Genomic DNA, 15,619 nt, shown 5'->3' on the forward strand with positions numbered 1-15,619 from the left:
GCAATTTCAGCGGTGGATACTATTGCGGCACACGGGCATTGGCGCGCCGCCCGATGGGAACCCGTAGCACCACGTCCGTCCCGCCGCCCTCGGCGGCGTGCATGCCCAGCGAACCATCGAGCTCGGCGGCGATCAGCGTGCGAACGATCTGCAAACCGAGCCGGTCGGATTTTTCCAGACTGAAACCGTCCGGCATCCCGCGGCCGTCGTCGTGGACGATGACGTCCAGCCAGCGCGCCGAGCGCTCCGACCGGATCACCACCGAGCCCTGCCGGCCGACCGGGTCGAAGGCGTGCTCGATGGCGTTCTGCACGAGTTCGGTGATCACCATGATCAGTGCGGTCGCCCGGTCGGCGTCGAGCACCCCGAGCGCTCCCGTCCGGCTGATCTTGATCGGGGCATCGACGGAGGCCACGTCGTTCATGATGGGCAGGATCCGGTCGATTACCTCGTCGAGGTTGACCTCCTCGTCCACCGACATCGACAGCGCGTCGTGCACCAGCGCGATGGAGGACACCCGCCGGACCGATTCCATCAGCGCCTCGCGGCCCTCGGCGTTGTTGGTGCGCCGGGCCTGCAGGCGCAGCAGCGCCGCGACGGTCTGCAGGTTGTTCTTCACCCGGTGGTGGATCTCGCGGATGGTGGCGTCCTTGGACAGCAGCGCCCGGTCGCGCCGCTTGACCTCGGTGACATCGCGGATGAGCACCGCCGCGCCGTCCGCCCGGCCGTGCACCACCAGCGGCAGCGTGCGCAACAGCACCGCCGCGCCGCCGGCGTCCACCTCGAGGCGCATGCTCGACCCGCCGGACAGCGAGTCCCGGACGTGGCCGGCCAGCTCCTGGGCCTCGAACGGGTCCGAGATCAGCGGGCGGGTGATGGCGACGAGGTTGTGCCCCTCGAGCTCGGACGTCAGCCCCATCCGGTGATAGGCCGACAGCGCGTTCGGGCTGGCGAAGACGATGACGCCGTTCTCGTCGAGGCGGATGAAACCGTCGCCGACGCGGGGGCTGGACCGCGACATCGCCAGGTCGCCGACGTTGGGGAACCGGCCCTCGGAGATCATGTGGGCCAGGTCGCCGGCGCAGTCCAGGTAGGCGCGTTCCAGCGGTGAGGATTCGCGGGTCGACGCCAGGGCCGTCTGATGGGTGAGCACCGCGACCACCGCGGCGTCGTAGCGCACCGGGACGGCCTCCACCTTCAGGTCGGCGCGCCGCAGCCCCAACCGGGTGTGCGGGTCCTCCTCGCGTTTGATCGCCCCGGACCGGAACGCCTCGGTCACCAGGGGTAGCTCCGAGGCGGCCGCGCAGGTGCCCACGGCGTCGGAGAGCAGGACCGTCGGCGCGGTGTTCGGGCGGCACTGCGCCACGCACACCAGAGCGCCGTCGTCGCGCTGGACCCACATCAAGTAGTCGGCGAAGGACAGGTCGGCCAGCAGTTGCCACTCCCCGACCACCGCATGCAGGTGGTCGACGGCGTTGCCCGGCAGGATGGTGTGCTCGGCGAGCAGATCACCGAGCGTCGACACGACTAGCCGATCACGGCAATGAGGTCACCGGCCTGGATGACGTCGCCGACCGCGACGGCCACCTTCGTGACCGTGCCCGCGACCTCGGCGAGCACCGGGATCTCCATCTTCATGGACTCGAGCAGAACCACGGTGTCGCCCTCGCTGATCGGGTCACCCTCACGGACGACCACCTCGAGCACACTGGCCACGATCTCGGCGCGCACATCCTCGGCCATTTCCACCTCTTTGTCTCTCCCCCAGCCCTCACCGGACTGCCGTCCTATCGAACCACAACCCGCTGATTACAGAGCAGCGGCGTGCGCATGAGACACTGGGGACAATCCGCAGCAAAATCTGGAGGTAGATCATGGCCAAACGAGGCCGGAAGAAGCGCGACCGCAAGCACAGCAAGGCCAACCACGGCAAGCGTCCCAACGCCGGCGGCTGCAAGTAACACGCCCCACCGAATACGAACGACCGCCCGGAGCTCACGTGAGCCCGGGCGGTTTTTCGTTGCCCTTTACATCTGCTCAGCGCTGCCGGCGAACTCCACTCGCACAACGTCGCGCTGACGGCTGAACAGATCGGGGGGCGACGTACCTCACCCGCGGATGATGGTGGTGCGGGTGATCTCGATGCGCAGCCGCTGGCGCAGGCCCTCGGGGGCCCGCTCGCCGCTGCACTTGGTGGCGATCAGCGCCTTGATGCGCTCCTCGACGCCGTAGTACCGCAGGCAGGTGGGGCACTCGTCGAGGTGCTGGCGCAGTTTGGCGCGGGTGTCGTCGGTGCATTCCCCGTCGAGCAGGGTCCATACCTCGGCGATCACCGATGCACACTCGGGGTGCTCGGGGTCGACGGGGCCTACCGGCGGGTTCCAGCGCTCGTCGTCGGAGCTCACGACGACACCTCCTCACCACGGATGAAGCCCCGGTCCCGGGCCACGTCGGCCAGCAGTTCGCGCAGCTGTTTGCGGCCGCGGTGCAGGCGGGACATGACCGTCCCGATCGGGGTATCCATGATCTCGGCGATCTCCTTGTAGGGGAACCCCTCGACGTCGGCGTAGTACACCGCCATCCGGAACTCCTCGGGCAGCTGCTGCAGCGCGTCCTTGATCTCGGTGTCCGGCAGCGCCTCGAGCGCCTCGACCTCGGCCGAGCGCAGACCCGTCGAGGTGTGCTCGGCGTTGGAGGCCAGCTGCCAGTCGGTGATCTCCTCGGTGGGGTATTCGGCGGGCTGCCGCTGCTTCTTGCGGTAGCTGTTGATGTAGGTGTTGGTCAGGATGCGGTACAGCCAGGCCTTGAGGTTGGTGCCCTCGCGGAACGAGCGGAACCCGGCGTAGGCCTTGACCATGGTTTCCTGCAGCAGGTCCTCGGCATCGGCGGGGTTGCGGGTCATGCGCAGCGCGCCGCCGTAGAGCTGGTCGAGCAGCGGGATCGCGTCGCGTTCGAACCGCGCGGTCAGTTCCTCGTCGGTCTCGTCGGAACGGACCGGCGCGGACGAGCCGCCAGCGGACGACCCCGTCGGGTGACCATCAGTCTGACCAGCGCTAATCGTCGCAACTCCTTCAGAGTCGGTGAAACCGAACAGCTCCGGCGAGAGCACCGGACGCTCCAGCAACACCGTTGACACCAGATTTCTCCTCTCGATCCTAGGCTGACGTGTCCAACAGTTTTGGCCGGCCGTGCCATTCCCGGGTCCTTGTAGGGTGACGCGGTGGCACGCGCGGCAACCCCGGCAATCGCGGCACTGGTGGCCGCCGGCGTCGAGCACGAGGTGCTGGCCTACCGCCACGACCCCCGCAGCGACGCCTACGGCGACGAGGCCGTCGACGAGATGTCCACGCTCGCCGGCGTCGAGCCCGGGCAGATCTTCAAGACGCTGGTGCTCGCGGTGGGACCGGGCCGGCTGGCCGTCGCGGTGCTGCCGGTGCCCGAGCGGTTGTCGCTGAAGGCCGCCGCGGCCGCGCTGGGGGCGCCCAAGGCGGTGCTGGCCGATGCCGCGGCCGCTCAGCGGGCGACCGGCTATGTGCTGGGCGGCATCTCGCCGCTGGGGCAGCGCAAGGCCCTGCCGACCGTGGTGGACGCCTCCGCGTCGGACTGGGACCGGATGTGGTGCAGTGCGGGCAAGCGCGGCCTCGAGATCGGGCTGGCGCCGGCGGACCTGATCGCCCTGTGCGGCGCCGTCACCGCCGACATCTGCGCGTAATCGTCAGGGGAAGAACACTTTCGCCCCGGCGTACATAACCGCCGCGCCCACGATCAGGAACGCCGTCACGCAGGTCAGGTAGCCGACCACCATCCGGCCGAAACCCAGGGCACCGCCGAGGGGCGGGCCACCGCGCAGCAGGGTGGTCAGGGGCGCGCACGCGGCCAGGAATCCGGTCCCGATGAGCAGCGGCAGGCGGCCGAACACGTCGCTGATGTCGATGGTTGCGTACGCCGCGCCCAGCAGGAAGGCGACGACGCACACGATGCCCACCAGCGGCCAGCCGCCGGTGGGCCAGCGCCGGCTCAGCCGCGCGTGCACCACGGCGCCCGACGCCGCAGCCGCCGCGGTCACCAGAACCTGCAGGACGGGCGTCATGCCGGCCTGTCCCGTGCCGCGGCCCGCCCGCCGGCGTAGCCCAACGTGACGACCACGGGATAGAGCAACACGAAGGACAGCGACCACAGCGGGCGTTGCATCATGCCGAAGCCCACCACCAGCACGGGGGCGCAGGCGGTCCCGGCGGCGGTCCAGATCACTTGTGCCACCGGTCGATTCCGCATCCGGGTGGTCAGGTACCCGATAGCGGCGGCCGAGGCCAGCGCCACGATCAGCACCGCGGTGACGCGGACCGCGGGCGATCGGGTGGTCAGCACCGCCAGCTGCCAGACGCCGGCGCCGACGGCGGCACCGGCCGCGGCCGCGGCGGTCTCGCGATTCAGCGTCACCGGCCGCACTCCCCCTGGATCAGCGCCTTGAGTGTGCCGCCCACCTGGTAGGCGAAGATGTAGCTGAACTGCGCCACGGTCTGCGGGTAGCGCCGCGGGACCGCCACGAACGCGAACGACGCGCCGCTGCCGGCGGCGCACTGGTCGAAGATGAACCGGGCGCGGATCAGGTGGTAGCGCCAGCTGATGACCACGATGCGACGCCAATGATGTTCGCCGGCAAGGCGATCGGTGAACATCGCCTCGCCGCGGGTGGTCGACGGTTCGGGCTTCTCGCAGATGACCCGGACGTCGCCCTGGGTGGTGTCGCACAACCGCTTCATCACCTTGTCCTTGGGCCCGTACGGGTTGGACAGCACGACGGTGGAGGCGTGCAGCTTGGTGGCCAGCTTCACCCCGAAATCCTCGCGGCCGTCATGTTCCCCGCCGAGCACGACGACGGCGTCGGCCTTCTTGACGGGGTCGTTGGGGGTGCGCATCAGCACGAAGGTGCCGTAGGCGCCGACGGCGGCGACCAGGACCACCACGGTGACCACCACGGCGGCGATGACGCGCGAGCGCGGAAGCGTTCGATGTCGCCGAGCCATGATGGCCTGATCCTATGGCCTAACCGCAGGGGCTGCCCCACTACTGGGCCTGATACAGCAGGCCACGCCCGATCGCCTCACGCACCACCGGCAGGGCCGCCTCGGCCAGGGCACCGGCGTCCACGCCGTGATGGGTGGCCAGCAGGTCGATCAGGGTGCCCAGTGGCACCTCACCGCGGCAGCCGGCCAGCAGCGCGCGGGACACCTCGTCGACGCCCAGCACCGCGGCGGGTCCGCCCGGGCGGCGCACCACGGCCGAAATCTGTTGCCACCCTTGCTCACCCGGCAACGATCTCTCCTCCAGGAAGACCGGCGCCGTCGACAGCCGGGCGGCCAGCAGCTGCCCATCGGTGGTCTCGCGCAGGTACTCCCGGCCGGCGAAGAACGCCGCCACCTCGGGTCCGGTCAGCGCCTCCCCGACGCCGGTGATCTCCTCGAAGAACTGCTCGGGGGAACCGGGCGCCGCCCGCAGCGTGATCATGCCCATGCCGATGCCGGTGATGCCCTCGGCGGCGAACCAGTCCAGCCAGTCACCGCCGCGGCGGGCGGTCTCTTCGGGTGTTTCGCCGGCGTCGGCGGTCCACAGCGAGACGTAGCTGATCGGATCGGCCAGTTCGCGTTGCACCACCCAGGCGTGCAGGCCCGAGCCGGCGAGCCAGCCGGCAACCCGGTCGCGCCAGTCGGCACCGTCGCGCACGATCCAGTTGGCCATGATCTGGGCGGTACCACCGGGCGCCAGGTGATCGGGAACCTGCTCGATCATATTGCGGCACAACGTATCTCCGGCCATCCCGGAGTCCCGGTATTCGTAGTCGCGGGTGCCGGCGCCGACCACGAATGGCGGGTTGGACACGATCAGGTCGAAGCGCTCCCCCGCCACCGGCTCGAACAGGCTGCCGCGGCGCAGATCCCACGACATGCCGTTGAGCCGGGCGGTGGCCGCGGCGAGCGCCAGGGCGCGCTGGTTGGTGTCGGTGGCCACGATCTGCGCGCAGTGCGCGTCCAGGTGCAGGGCCTGGATGCCGCAGCCGGTGCCCAGATCCAGCGCCCGTCCCACCGGGGCCCGCACCACCGCCCGGGCCAGGGACACCGAGGCGCCGCCGATGCCGAGCACATGATCGGGCCGCACCGGTCCGGGCCGCGTCGCGGAATCCAGGTCGGAGACCACCAGGAAGTCGGCGGCGCCGTCGTTGTGCGGGCGGATATCCAGCGCGGCCCGGACCTCGCCGGGTTCGGCGAGCGGCGCAGTTCCGCGAGCGCGAGGCCCGGCGCCAACAGGCACGCCGGGTTCCAGAACTCCGTTGGCGACCAGCGCGTCGTAGGACACCGACGGCAGGGCGCGGGCGACGTCGTCGCGGGTCTCGGTGCCGCCGAGCAGGAACAGCCGGACCAGCACACCCAGCCGGCCGCCGGCCCGGCTGGCACGTTCGGCCGGCCACCACACCCCGCGGCCCAGGGCCGCCTCGGCATGCTCGCCCAGCAGGTCGGCCACCCCGGCAGTGGTGAAATTGGCCGAGCGCAGATCGCGGGCCAGCCCGTCGAGCACAGCAGGGTCGGCGAGCGTCGTCGTCAAAACAGCTCCGCCTGCTCGGCGTCGGGATCGACCGCTTCGATGAGCTCGGGGCCGTTGTTGCGGACGCTGTTGACCAGGGTGGAGACCTCCCGGATCGCGATGCGGTCCAGATCGCCGTGCCCGCGCAGCAGGCCCTGGTCGACGGGCGCGTCCGGGTCCAGCCAGTGGTCCCAGTCGCCGACGCTGATGGTCAGCGGCATGCGGTCGTGGATCTCGGCGAGCGGGCCCACGGCCTCGGTGGTGATGATGGTGCAGCTCAGCAGGGGCGGTTGGCCCTCCGGCGCGTCGGGGGCGTGCCAGGTGGACCACAGCCCGGCCATGAACAGCGGCTCACCGTCGACGGCGTGCATGTAGTACGGCGTCTTCGCCCCTTTGGAGCCGCGCCACTCGTACCAGCCGTCCATCGGCACCAGGCAGCGCTTGTGCTTGGCCGACGACCGGAACGCCGGCGATTCGGTCAGCTTCTCGGCGCGCGCGTTGATCAGCAGCGGGCCCTTGGTGCTCGGGGCACCGCTGGCGTCGGCCTTGACCCACGACGGCACCAGGCCCCAGCGCATGGAGCGCACCCGGCGCGTCGGCTCGTCCTCCGGTTCCTGATGGCGGCTGACGACGGTGCTGACCGTGGTGGTGGGCGCCACGTTGAAGTTCGGCCCCGCTTCCTTGGCCGCCCCGGTCGCTTCATCGAGGGCCTTGATCTTCTCGGCCAGCAGGGCCGGATCTGTCGTCACCGCGAACCGTCCGCACATGCCTGCCATGGTTCCAGACGGGCAGGATGAAAGAATCCAGCCGTGGCAGCGCAACAGAACTGGCCGGCCCCTACCGCCCCGGCACCCGTGCACGCCACGGTCGTCGTCCCCGGCTCCAAGTCGCTGACCAACCGCACGCTGGTCCTCTCGGCACTGGGCTCGAGTCCGTCGACCATCAGCGGCGCCCTGCGCAGCCGCGACACCGACCTGATGATCGGCGCGCTGCAGACCCTGGGCCTGCGGATCGACGGCGACGGATCGGAGCTGGCGGTGGCCGGCGGGATCGCGCCGGCGCCCAACGCCCGGGTCGACTGCGGGCTGGCCGGCACCGTGTTGCGCTTCGTCCCGCCGCTGGCCGCGCTCGCCGGTCCCGGCGGCGGATGCACCGTCGAGTTCGACGGCGACGAGCAGGCCCGCGCGCGGCCCATCGCGCCGCTGCTGGACGCCCTGCGCACGCTCGGCGTCGACATCGTCGGCGACGCGATGCCGTTCCGGGTGCGCGGCACCGGGACGGTCAAGGGCGGCACGGTGGCCATCGACGCCTCGGCGTCGTCACAGTTCGTCTCGGGTCTGCTGCTCTCGGGCGCGGCATTCGACGACGGGGTGACCGTCGAGCACACCGGCACGTCGGTGCCCTCGGCCCCGCACATCGCGATGACGGTCGCGATGTTGCGCCAGGCCGGTGTCGAGGTCGACGACGCGACGCCCAACCGCTGGCGGGTGGCGCCGGGGCCCGTCGCGGCGCGGCACTGGATCGTCGAACCCGACCTGTCGAGCGCGTTCCCGTTCCTGGCGGCCGCGGTGGTGACCGGCGGCACCGTCCGGATGCCCGGTCTGCCGTCGCCGTCCCTGCAGCCGGTCGACACTGTGGTCGAGCTGCTGGGTCTGATGAACGCCACTGTGGCACAGACTGATTCCCATTTGGAGGTGTCCGGCGACCAGGCCGGCTACTCCGGTCTTGACGTGGACCTGCACGAGGTCGGCGAGTTGACCCCGGCGGTGGCCGCGCTGGCGGCACTGGCCGCACCGGGCTCGGTGTCGACGCTGCGCGGGGTCGCGCATCTACGCGGGCACGAGACCGACCGACTGGCCGCGCTGTGCACGGAGATCAACGGCCTGGGCGGGGACTGCCGCGAGACGGCCGACGGGTTGACGATCACCGCCGCGCCCCTGCACTCCGGTACTTGGCACGCCTACGCCGATCACCGGATGGCGATGGCCGGCGCGATCGTCGGGTTGAGGGTGCCGGGTATCGAGATCGACGACATCGCAACCACTTCCAAGACGCTGCCGGAGTTCCCGCAGTTGTGGACCGGCATGTTGGCCGGCGAGTAGACCTTCATGCCCCGCGCCTACGATGAGTCCGATGTCCGGATCCGTCCGGGCAAGGGATCTCGTCCGCGCACCAAGACCCGGCCCGAGCACGCCGACGCCGAGTCGGCGATGGTGGTCACCGTGGACCGCGGCCGGTGGGGATGCGTGCTCGACGGCGACCCTGAGCGACCCGTCACGGCCATGCGGGCCCGCGAGCTCGGCCGGACCCCGATCGTCGTCGGTGACGACGTCGACGTGGTGGGCGACCTGTCGGGCCGGCCGGACACCCTGGCGCGCATCGTGCGGCGCGGCGAGCGGCGAACGGTGTTGCGCCGCACCGCCGATGACACCGACCCGACCGAGCGGGTGGTGGTGGCCAACGCCGACCAGCTGCTGATCGTGGTGGCGCTGGCCGACCCGCCGCCGCGCACCGGCTTCGTCGAGCGGTCACTGATCGCCGCCTATGCCGGCGGCCTGAAACCGATCCTGTGCCTGACGAAGACGGACCTGGCGCCGGCCGAACCGTTCGCCGCGCAGTTCGCCGACCTGGACCTGACGGTGCTCACCGCCGGGCGCGACGACGCGCTGGACGCGGTGTCACCGCTGTTGACCGACCGGCTGACGGTGTTCCTGGGCCATTCCGGGGTGGGCAAGTCGACGCTGGTGAATCGCCTTGTGCCGGAAGCGGATCGGGCCACCGGCGAGGTGTCGGGGGTCGGCAAGGGCAAGCACACGTCGACCCAGTCGGTGGCGTTGCCGTTGCGCGACGGCGGCTGGGTGATCGACACCCCGGGGGTGCGCTCGTTCGGGCTGGCGCACATCGAACCCGACGATGTGCTGCTGGCATTCTCGGATCTCGCCGAGGCGGTAAACAACTGCCCGCGCGGCTGCGGGCACATGGGTCCGCCCGCCGATCCGGAGTGTGCGCTCGACGAGCTTTCCGGCCCGGCGGCCGGGCGGGTGGCCGCGGCCCGTCGCCTGCTTGCCGTCCTGCGAGAGGGTTGACCCCTAACGGGATCTGTTCAGAGGTCCTAGGCCGCCACGTCGTCCAGTGCAGCGCGGCTTCGCTTGTCGCGCCGCCACTTTCGCACTGCCGCGACGGCGGTGAGCAGCCCGCGCTTGTTGCCCGTCGCCGGATCCAGCTCGCCGAGGTCCACCTCGAGCGCGTCGAACATCCGCTCGCTGCGCGTCTCGGGAGCGTCGTCCACGGTGTCGCGCAGATACTTGTTCGGCAGCGACAGCTTGGCGATGGTGCGCCAGGTCTTGGCGTACTGCACCAGGAACGGTCCCGTCGTGTACGGCAGGTCGTACTTCTCGCACAACGCCCGCACCTTGAACGAGATGTCGTAGAGCCGGTTGCTCGGGATGTCCGGGTAGATGTGGTGCTCGATCTGGTGGCACAGATTGCCGCTCATGAACCGCAGCACCGGACCGTTCTCGAAGTTGGCGCTGCCCAGCATCTGCCGCAGGTACCACTCGCCCTTGGTCTCACCGATCATGTCGGTCTTGGTGAACTTGTCCGCACCGTCTGGGAAGTGGCCGCAGAAGATCACGGCGTTGGTCCAGAAGTTGCGGATGACGTTCGCCAGGACGTTGGCCTTGGCCGTCGACCCGTAGGTGGCCCACGGCGACGCCGAGGTCAGTGCCGGCCACGCGACGTAGTCCTTGAACACCTGCCGACCGGCCTTCTCACCGAACTCGCGAATGCGCACGAGGGTGGCCTCGCGGTCGTCGCGGCCCTTGAAGATCTTGCCGATCTCGAGGTGCTGCAGACCCACGCCCCACTCGAACAGCGATGCCAGCATCGTGTTGAAGAGCACGTTGAACAGGTTGAACGGCTTCCAGCGCTGATCGCGGGTGACGCGCAGCATGCCGTAGCCCACGTCGTCGTCCATCCCGAGGATGTTCGTGTACTTGTGGTGCATGAAGTTGTGGGTGAAACGCCAGTGCTTGGAGGCGCCGGCGATGTCCCACTCCCAGCTCGACGAGTGGATCTCCGGATCGTTCATCCAGTCCCACTGGCCGTGCATGACGTTGTGGCCGATCTCCATGTTCTCGATGATCTTGGCCACGCCCAGCGTGGTGGCACCGGCCCACCAGAAGGCCCGTTTGGAACTACCGGCCAGCATCAGCCGGCCAGCGATCTCGAGGGACCGTTGGAAGGCGATGGTGCGGCGGATGTAGCGCGCATCCTTCTCGCCGAGGGATTCCTCGATGTCGGTGCGGATGGCGTCGAGTTCGATCGCCAGGGCTTCAATGTCGGCGTCGGTCAGATGAGCGAACGCCGGAACGTCGGTAATCGCCATGCTGCTCCTTCCGCGGTTGTCTACGAGTACGTTACCGTAACCTACGCCATCGTAGGTTACTAGTAAGTAAATGCTAAAGGTCGAGCACACAATCTCCCGACGCCGCCGAGATACAGGTCTGAACCCGTGTCCCGGGGCCGTGCTCGACACCGTTGCGCAGGTCACGAGCGTAACCGTCGATAACGCCCGCCACACAGGATTGGCAAATACCCATCCGACAGCCGAAGGGCATTTGAACACCCGCTGACTCGCCGGCGTCCATCAGCGACGTCGCGCCGTCTGCCTGCACGGTCTTACCGCTGCGCTCGAACGTCACCGCACCCCCGGCACCGTGGGCCGCCGCACGGCTGGCAGCAAACCTCTCGAGGTGCAGGTTGGCGGCAATTCCGGCGTCGGTCCAGACGTGTTCGGCATCGGCCAACATGCCCTCGGGGCCGCAGGCCCAGGTCTGCCGCTCCCGCCAGTCGGGCACCACCGACCCCAGGTCGGCCAGGTCGAGGCGGCCCTCGGTGCGGGTGGACCGCAGCCGCAGCCGGTAGCCCGGATGCGCGGCCGCCAGCTCGGCCAACTCGGCGCCGAACAGCGCGTCGGCCTCGGTGGGCGCCGAATGCACGTGCTCGACGTCGGTGATCTGATCGTGGCGGGCCAGGGTCCGCAGCATCGACATCACCGGGGTCACACCGGAACCGGCGGTCAGGAACAGAACCTTGGCCGGCGCGGGGTCGGGCATGACGAAATTGCCCTGCGGCGCGGCCAGCCGAACGATGGTGCCGGCCGGAACGCCGCCGACCAGGTGCGTGGACAGGAACCCCTCGGGCATGGCCTTGACCGTGATGGTGATGGTGTGGTCCTTGGTCACCGGCGTGGACGTCAGCGAGTAGGAGCGCCACCGCCAGCGGCCGTCCACCAGCACACCGATCCCGACGTACTGGCCCGGCTGGTAGTCGAAGCTGAATCCCCAGCCCGGCTTGATCACCAGGGTGGCCGAATCCTCGGTCTCGCGCCGGACCTCGACCACCCGGCCGCGCAGTTCGCGCGCCGACCACAACGGGTTGACCAACCGCAGGTAATCGTCCGGTAGCAACGGTGTGGTGATGCGTCCGGCCAGGCGGCGCAGGGTGTGCAGGCCGGGCCGGCGGTCCGCGCCGGCGATGGTCGGCCGGACGGTGTCGGCGACCCGCGCACTGATCTTGATGTGGTTCTTCGCCACGATGCTCCCGCTCATCGGTCGTGTGGTTCGTGCCCCGCGCCGAACCTACGCAACCGTAACCTACGTCGCCAAATCGTGCCTCACAGCAAATCGAGCAAAAACGGGAGTTCCTGGGTGGCGTACCACGCCAGATCGTGGTCCTGGGCGTCCCCGACGGCCAGTTCGGCGTCCTCGTCACCCAGGTCGGCCTCGTCGATGACGGCGATGGCGGTGCGTACGTCGGCTTCGGCCGCAGCAATGTCGACGTAGACGGCCAGCAGGTCGTCGACGGCCACGGGCGCCGACAGCCGCACCACCGCGTCGTCGAGGTCCGGGCGCTGCTTGACGGCGTCGGCGGCCACGTCGGCGACCAGCACCGCGCGCCGGGGCGGCAACGCGGGATCCTCGTGATCGACCGCCAGCAGCCGCAACGAACCCAGCGCGGCCTCGCGCAGCGCCACCTCGGCCAGTTCGTCGTCGTCGCCCTCGGCGTAGGACTCGCGCAGGGCCGGGGTGACGGCGAACGCGGTGCCGCTGACGGGGAACAGCTGACCGTCGGCGACCAGCCGCTGCAGCATCGCCAGCGTCGCCGGCACGTACACCCGCACCGGACTGGCCCCGGACTCAGCCATTGTCACCGAGCAGGCTGACCACGTGGTCGGGCACGTACGTCGACAGTTCCCGCGACGGCCGCTCGTAGTGCCCGGACTTGGCGACCCTGCTGGGCAGTTCGACCTTGGGCCGGTCCACGTCGTGGTAGTCGATGGTGGACAGCAGATGGTTCATCATGTTCAGCCGCGCATGCTTCTTGCTATCGGATTCCACGACGTACCAAGGACTCTCGGGGAGATCGGTGTGCACCATCATCTCGTCCTTGGCCCGCGAGTAGTCCTCCCAGCGGAACACCGACTCGAGGTCCATCGGCGAGAGCTTCCACTGCCGGACCGGATCGGAGAGCCGCTTGCGGAATCGGCGCAACTGCTCCTCCTCCGACACCGAGAACCAGTACTTGCGCAGCAGGATGCCGTCGTCGATGAGCATCCGCTCGAACAGCGGGGTCTGCCGCAGGAACAGCGAATGCTGTTGCGGGGTACAGAATCCCATGACCTTCTCGACGCCGGCCCGGTTGTACCAGGACCGGTCGAACAGCACGATCTCGCCGCGGGTGGGCAGGTGCGCGACGTAGCGCTGGTAGTACCACTCCCCCGTCTCGCGCTCGGTGGGCGCCGGCAGCGCGGCGATGCGGCTGACCCGGGGGCTGAGATACTCGGTGATTCGCTTGATGGTGCCGCCCTTGCCTGCGGCGTCGCGGCCCTCGAAGATCACCACGATGCGCGCACCGCTGTGCTTGACCCATTCCTGCAACCGGACGAATTCGGTTTGCAGGCGGAACAACTCGGCCTCGTAGACCTCGTTCGACAGTTTCCTGGCAGGCGGCTTCTTGCTCATCGCCGCATCGTAGACCGTCGGTGGGCTACTTTGCTGCTTCGAGCAGTTCGTCGAGCGATTCCCGCAGCAGCGACGGCAGTACCTCGACGTCGCTCATCGCCTCCCGGTCGGCGTTGATGCCGAAGTAGAGCATCCCGCAGTAGGACGTCACGCCGATCGCGAGTACCTGGTTGGCCAGCAGTGGCGGCACCGAGTAGGTCTCGAGCAGCTTGGTGCCGGCGATGTACATCTGGGCCTGCGGGCCGGGCACGTTGGTCACGAGGACGTTGAACAGCCGGGCCGAGAAGCTGGTGGCCACCCGAATTCCCATGGCGTGCAAGGTCGGTGGGGCAAAGCCGGACAGGGTGACGATGCTGCGCGCGTCGACCAGGCTGGCGGCCGTCGAGTGCGATTCGGTGGCGTGCGCGATCTGCGAGAGCCGCACGACGGCGTTGCCCTCGCCGATCGGCAGGTCGACCAGGAAGGGCGCCACCTCGCTGATCGGTTGGCCCGGCCCGGTCTGCAGATCCAGGCCGAGGTCGCGGTACACCGACATCGGGGCCATGGCGCGCACCGTCGCCGTCGGCGTCACCGGCTCGCCGCGGGAGAGCAGCCAGTTGCGCAGCGCGCCGGCGATGACGCACAGCACGACGTCGTTGATGTCGCAGTCGTAGCGCGACCGCAGCCGCCGGTAGTCCTCCAGGTCGGCCGAGGCGACGGTGAAGCGCCGGTTCCGCGACACGGTGGTGTTCAGCGGGCTGCTGGGGGCGTTGCCGCGGGCCACCGTGCGCGCCACGTCGGCGAACCGCCGGCCGGCCTCGACGAACTGTTCGGAACTGGTCAGCACGCCCGCGATGGCAGATCCCACCGCCGCGAGCTGCTGGCGCGGGCCGGCCACCCAGTCGCCGACGGCCCCCGCAAGCAGGGCGGCGGTGCCGGGCTCGCGGCCGGGGATCCAGATGTCCTCGCCGAACACCGGCTGGCGCTGGGTCCGGTCGGCGATGACGTGGCCGAGCTCGACCGCCGTCATCCCGTTGACGAGCGCCTGGTGCGACTTGGTGTAGATGGCCACGCGGTTCTTCGACAGTCCTTCGACCAGGTACATCTCCCACAGCGGCCGGGACTTGTCCAGGGGTCGCGAGCCGAGCCGGGCCACCAGCTCGTGCAGCTGGGCGTCACTGCCCGGACTGGGCAGCGCCGAGCGGCGGATGTGGTAGGTGATGTCGAAGTCGCGGTCGTCGATCCACACCGGCCGGGCCAGCCCCATGGTGACCTCGCGGACCTTCTGGCGGTAGCGCGGCACCTGCGGCAGCCGGTGTTCGACGGTTTCGAGCAGCGTGTCGTAGCTCAGGCCGCCGCGGGGTTTGCGCAGGATCAACAGCGACCCGACGTACATCGGGGTGGCGGTGTTCTCGCGGAAGTAGAACGACGAGTCCGATGCTGACAGACGAGTCACCATCGCTGCGTCGCCCTCCCTTTCAAAATCCGGTGCTATCTGTCAAAACCATACCGACCCTCCCCCACCCATCTGTTCAGCCACCCGTGCGAGCCCCACTCGCACAACGCCGCAGCCAGCACTGAACAGATGCCGGGGGTCAGCCGATGTGCAACGCCACGATCCGCCAGCCCGCGGCCGTCGGCTCCACGCGGCACGCCAGCGCGCGCGTGCGCACCCCACGCGTGTACGTGGCGGCGACCTCGAACGCCGTCTCGGCGGCATCGACCGGTTGCAGACGCATCCGCCGCAGCTGTGCGCTGTGTCCGGGCGCCCGGCGGGCGGCCCCGGCCACCGAATCGATCAGCCCGGGCGTCAGCAGCAGCCGCAGTTGTTCGGGTTTCCGCCGGCGGTCGATCACCTCGAGGATCACCCGCAGCGCCGCGTCGGCGAACATGGCCGCGCTGCGCAATCGGTCCGACGGGCCGGGCTCCTGCACCGCGACCAGGTGCCGCCGCCGGACGGGGGCCGCGGGCAGGTCGAGGGGTTCGTAGTCGGCGATGGGTGAAACGGTCACAATGCGGCCCTCCGGCGGAACGAC

General features: G+C 69.6%; 19 protein-coding genes. 4 read left to right on the top strand and 15 right to left on the bottom strand.

All coding sequences use genetic code 11. The features are described from left to right. Nucleotides 1-19: 19 nt before the first annotated feature. Entirely contained in the window at nt 20-1,525 is a 1,506-nt protein-coding gene (gene pdtaS, locus U0R18_RS20605) for a two-component system sensor histidine kinase PdtaS (RefSeq protein ID WP_526371957.1), read from the bottom strand. Between the two features lie 2 nt (nt 1,526-1,527). Further along, nucleotides 1,528-1,743, bottom strand: coding sequence for a biotin/lipoyl-binding carrier protein (locus tag U0R18_RS20610; RefSeq protein WP_526371959.1), 216 nt, complete (start codon nt 1,741-1,743; stop codon nt 1,528-1,530). 131 nt (nt 1,744-1,874) lie between these two features. Here U0R18_RS20610 and U0R18_RS20615 point away from each other — a divergent pair, with 131 nt between their 5' ends. Further along, entirely contained in the window at nt 1,875-1,961 is an 87-nt protein-coding gene (locus tag U0R18_RS20615) for a 50S ribosomal protein bL37 (protein WP_500045567.1), read from the top strand. A 147-nt stretch (nt 1,962-2,108) separates the two neighbouring features. Here U0R18_RS20615 and rsrA read toward each other — a convergent pair whose 3' ends face one another. Both rsrA and U0R18_RS20625 read right to left on the bottom strand, forming a co-directional pair. Next, nucleotides 2,109-2,405, bottom strand: a complete 297-nt coding sequence (gene rsrA / locus U0R18_RS20620; RefSeq protein ID WP_526371961.1) for a mycothiol system anti-sigma-R factor — start codon at nt 2,403-2,405, stop codon at nt 2,109-2,111. Then, nucleotides 2,402-3,058 (bottom strand): sigma-70 family RNA polymerase sigma factor, encoded by a 657-nt coding sequence (locus tag U0R18_RS20625; RefSeq protein ID WP_526372046.1) that lies wholly within the window; start codon nt 3,056-3,058, stop codon nt 2,402-2,404. The genes rsrA and U0R18_RS20625 overlap by 4 nt, the downstream gene beginning before the upstream one ends. A gap of 162 nt (nt 3,059-3,220) precedes the next feature. On the opposite strand from U0R18_RS20625, the gene U0R18_RS20630 reads away from it, so the two are divergent. Continuing rightward, on the top strand, nt 3,221-3,712 hold the full coding sequence (locus U0R18_RS20630) for a YbaK/EbsC family protein (RefSeq protein WP_526371963.1): 492 nt from the start codon (nt 3,221-3,223) through the stop codon (nt 3,710-3,712). Between the two features lie 3 nt (nt 3,713-3,715). On the opposite strand, the gene U0R18_RS20635 is transcribed toward U0R18_RS20630, so the two are convergent. Genes U0R18_RS20635 through U0R18_RS20655 form a run of 5 tightly spaced genes read right to left on the bottom strand, consistent with a single transcriptional unit; the run spans nt 3,716 to nt 7,346 of the window. Next, nucleotides 3,716-4,090, bottom strand: a complete 375-nt coding sequence (locus U0R18_RS20635) for a hypothetical protein (protein ID WP_526371965.1) — start codon at nt 4,088-4,090, stop codon at nt 3,716-3,718. Then, on the bottom strand, nt 4,087-4,440 hold the full coding sequence (locus U0R18_RS20640; protein ID WP_526371967.1) for a hypothetical protein: 354 nt from the start codon (nt 4,438-4,440) through the stop codon (nt 4,087-4,089). The genes U0R18_RS20635 and U0R18_RS20640 overlap by 4 nt, the downstream gene beginning before the upstream one ends. Continuing rightward, on the bottom strand, nt 4,437-5,027 hold the full coding sequence (locus U0R18_RS20645) for a YdcF family protein (protein WP_526371968.1): 591 nt from the start codon (nt 5,025-5,027) through the stop codon (nt 4,437-4,439). Before U0R18_RS20645 ends, U0R18_RS20640 begins: the two co-directional genes overlap by 4 nt. A 40-nt stretch (nt 5,028-5,067) precedes the next feature. Then, complete coding sequence (locus U0R18_RS20650) at nt 5,068-6,600, bottom strand: DUF7782 domain-containing protein (protein ID WP_526371970.1); 1,533 nt, start codon at nt 6,598-6,600, stop codon at nt 5,068-5,070. Further along, the gene (locus U0R18_RS20655; RefSeq protein ID WP_526371972.1) at nt 6,597-7,346 is read right to left on the bottom strand and encodes an SOS response-associated peptidase; all 750 of its coding nucleotides are present in this window, start codon (nt 7,344-7,346) and stop codon (nt 6,597-6,599) included. The genes U0R18_RS20650 and U0R18_RS20655 overlap by 4 nt, the downstream gene beginning before the upstream one ends. A 42-nt stretch (nt 7,347-7,388) precedes the next feature. Here U0R18_RS20655 and aroA point away from each other — a divergent pair, with 42 nt between their 5' ends. Continuing rightward, a complete protein-coding gene (gene aroA / locus U0R18_RS20660; RefSeq protein WP_526371974.1) occupies nt 7,389-8,681 on the top strand; it encodes a 3-phosphoshikimate 1-carboxyvinyltransferase in 1,293 nt (430 codons plus the stop codon). Nucleotides 8,682-8,687: 6 nt separating this feature from the next. Next, a complete protein-coding gene (gene rsgA, locus U0R18_RS20665; protein ID WP_526371976.1) occupies nt 8,688-9,665 on the top strand; it encodes a ribosome small subunit-dependent GTPase A in 978 nt (325 codons plus the stop codon). 26 nt (nt 9,666-9,691) lie between these two features. On the opposite strand, the gene U0R18_RS20670 is transcribed toward rsgA, so the two are convergent. From U0R18_RS20670 to U0R18_RS20695, 6 genes are all read right to left on the bottom strand, one after another. Further along, entirely contained in the window at nt 9,692-10,966 is a 1,275-nt protein-coding gene (locus U0R18_RS20670; RefSeq protein ID WP_526371978.1) for a fatty acid desaturase family protein, read from the bottom strand. A 73-nt stretch (nt 10,967-11,039) separates the two neighbouring features. Next, nucleotides 11,040-12,176, bottom strand: a complete 1,137-nt coding sequence (locus U0R18_RS20675; RefSeq protein ID WP_526371980.1) for a ferredoxin reductase — start codon at nt 12,174-12,176, stop codon at nt 11,040-11,042. 80 nt (nt 12,177-12,256) lie between these two features. Next, entirely contained in the window at nt 12,257-12,787 is a 531-nt protein-coding gene (locus U0R18_RS20680) for a DUF6912 family protein (RefSeq protein WP_526371982.1), read from the bottom strand. Continuing rightward, nucleotides 12,780-13,604 carry a polyphosphate kinase 2 gene (gene ppk2, locus U0R18_RS20685; protein WP_526371984.1) on the bottom strand — a complete coding sequence of 275 codons (825 nt, stop codon included), beginning with the start codon at nt 13,602-13,604 and terminating at the stop codon, nt 12,780-12,782. The genes U0R18_RS20680 and ppk2 overlap by 8 nt, the downstream gene beginning before the upstream one ends. Nucleotides 13,605-13,629: 25 nt before the next feature. Further along, a complete protein-coding gene (locus U0R18_RS20690; RefSeq protein WP_526371986.1) occupies nt 13,630-15,042 on the bottom strand; it encodes a WS/DGAT/MGAT family O-acyltransferase in 1,413 nt (470 codons plus the stop codon). Between the two features lie 136 nt (nt 15,043-15,178). Continuing rightward, a complete protein-coding gene (locus U0R18_RS20695) occupies nt 15,179-15,595 on the bottom strand; it encodes an Rv3235 family protein (RefSeq protein ID WP_526371988.1) in 417 nt (138 codons plus the stop codon). Nucleotides 15,596-15,619 lie beyond the last annotated feature (24 nt).

Origin of the sequence: Mycobacterium sp. (assembly GCF_046330795.1) — a bacterium.
Lineage (GTDB): Bacteria > Actinomycetota > Actinomycetes > Mycobacteriales > Mycobacteriaceae > Mycobacterium.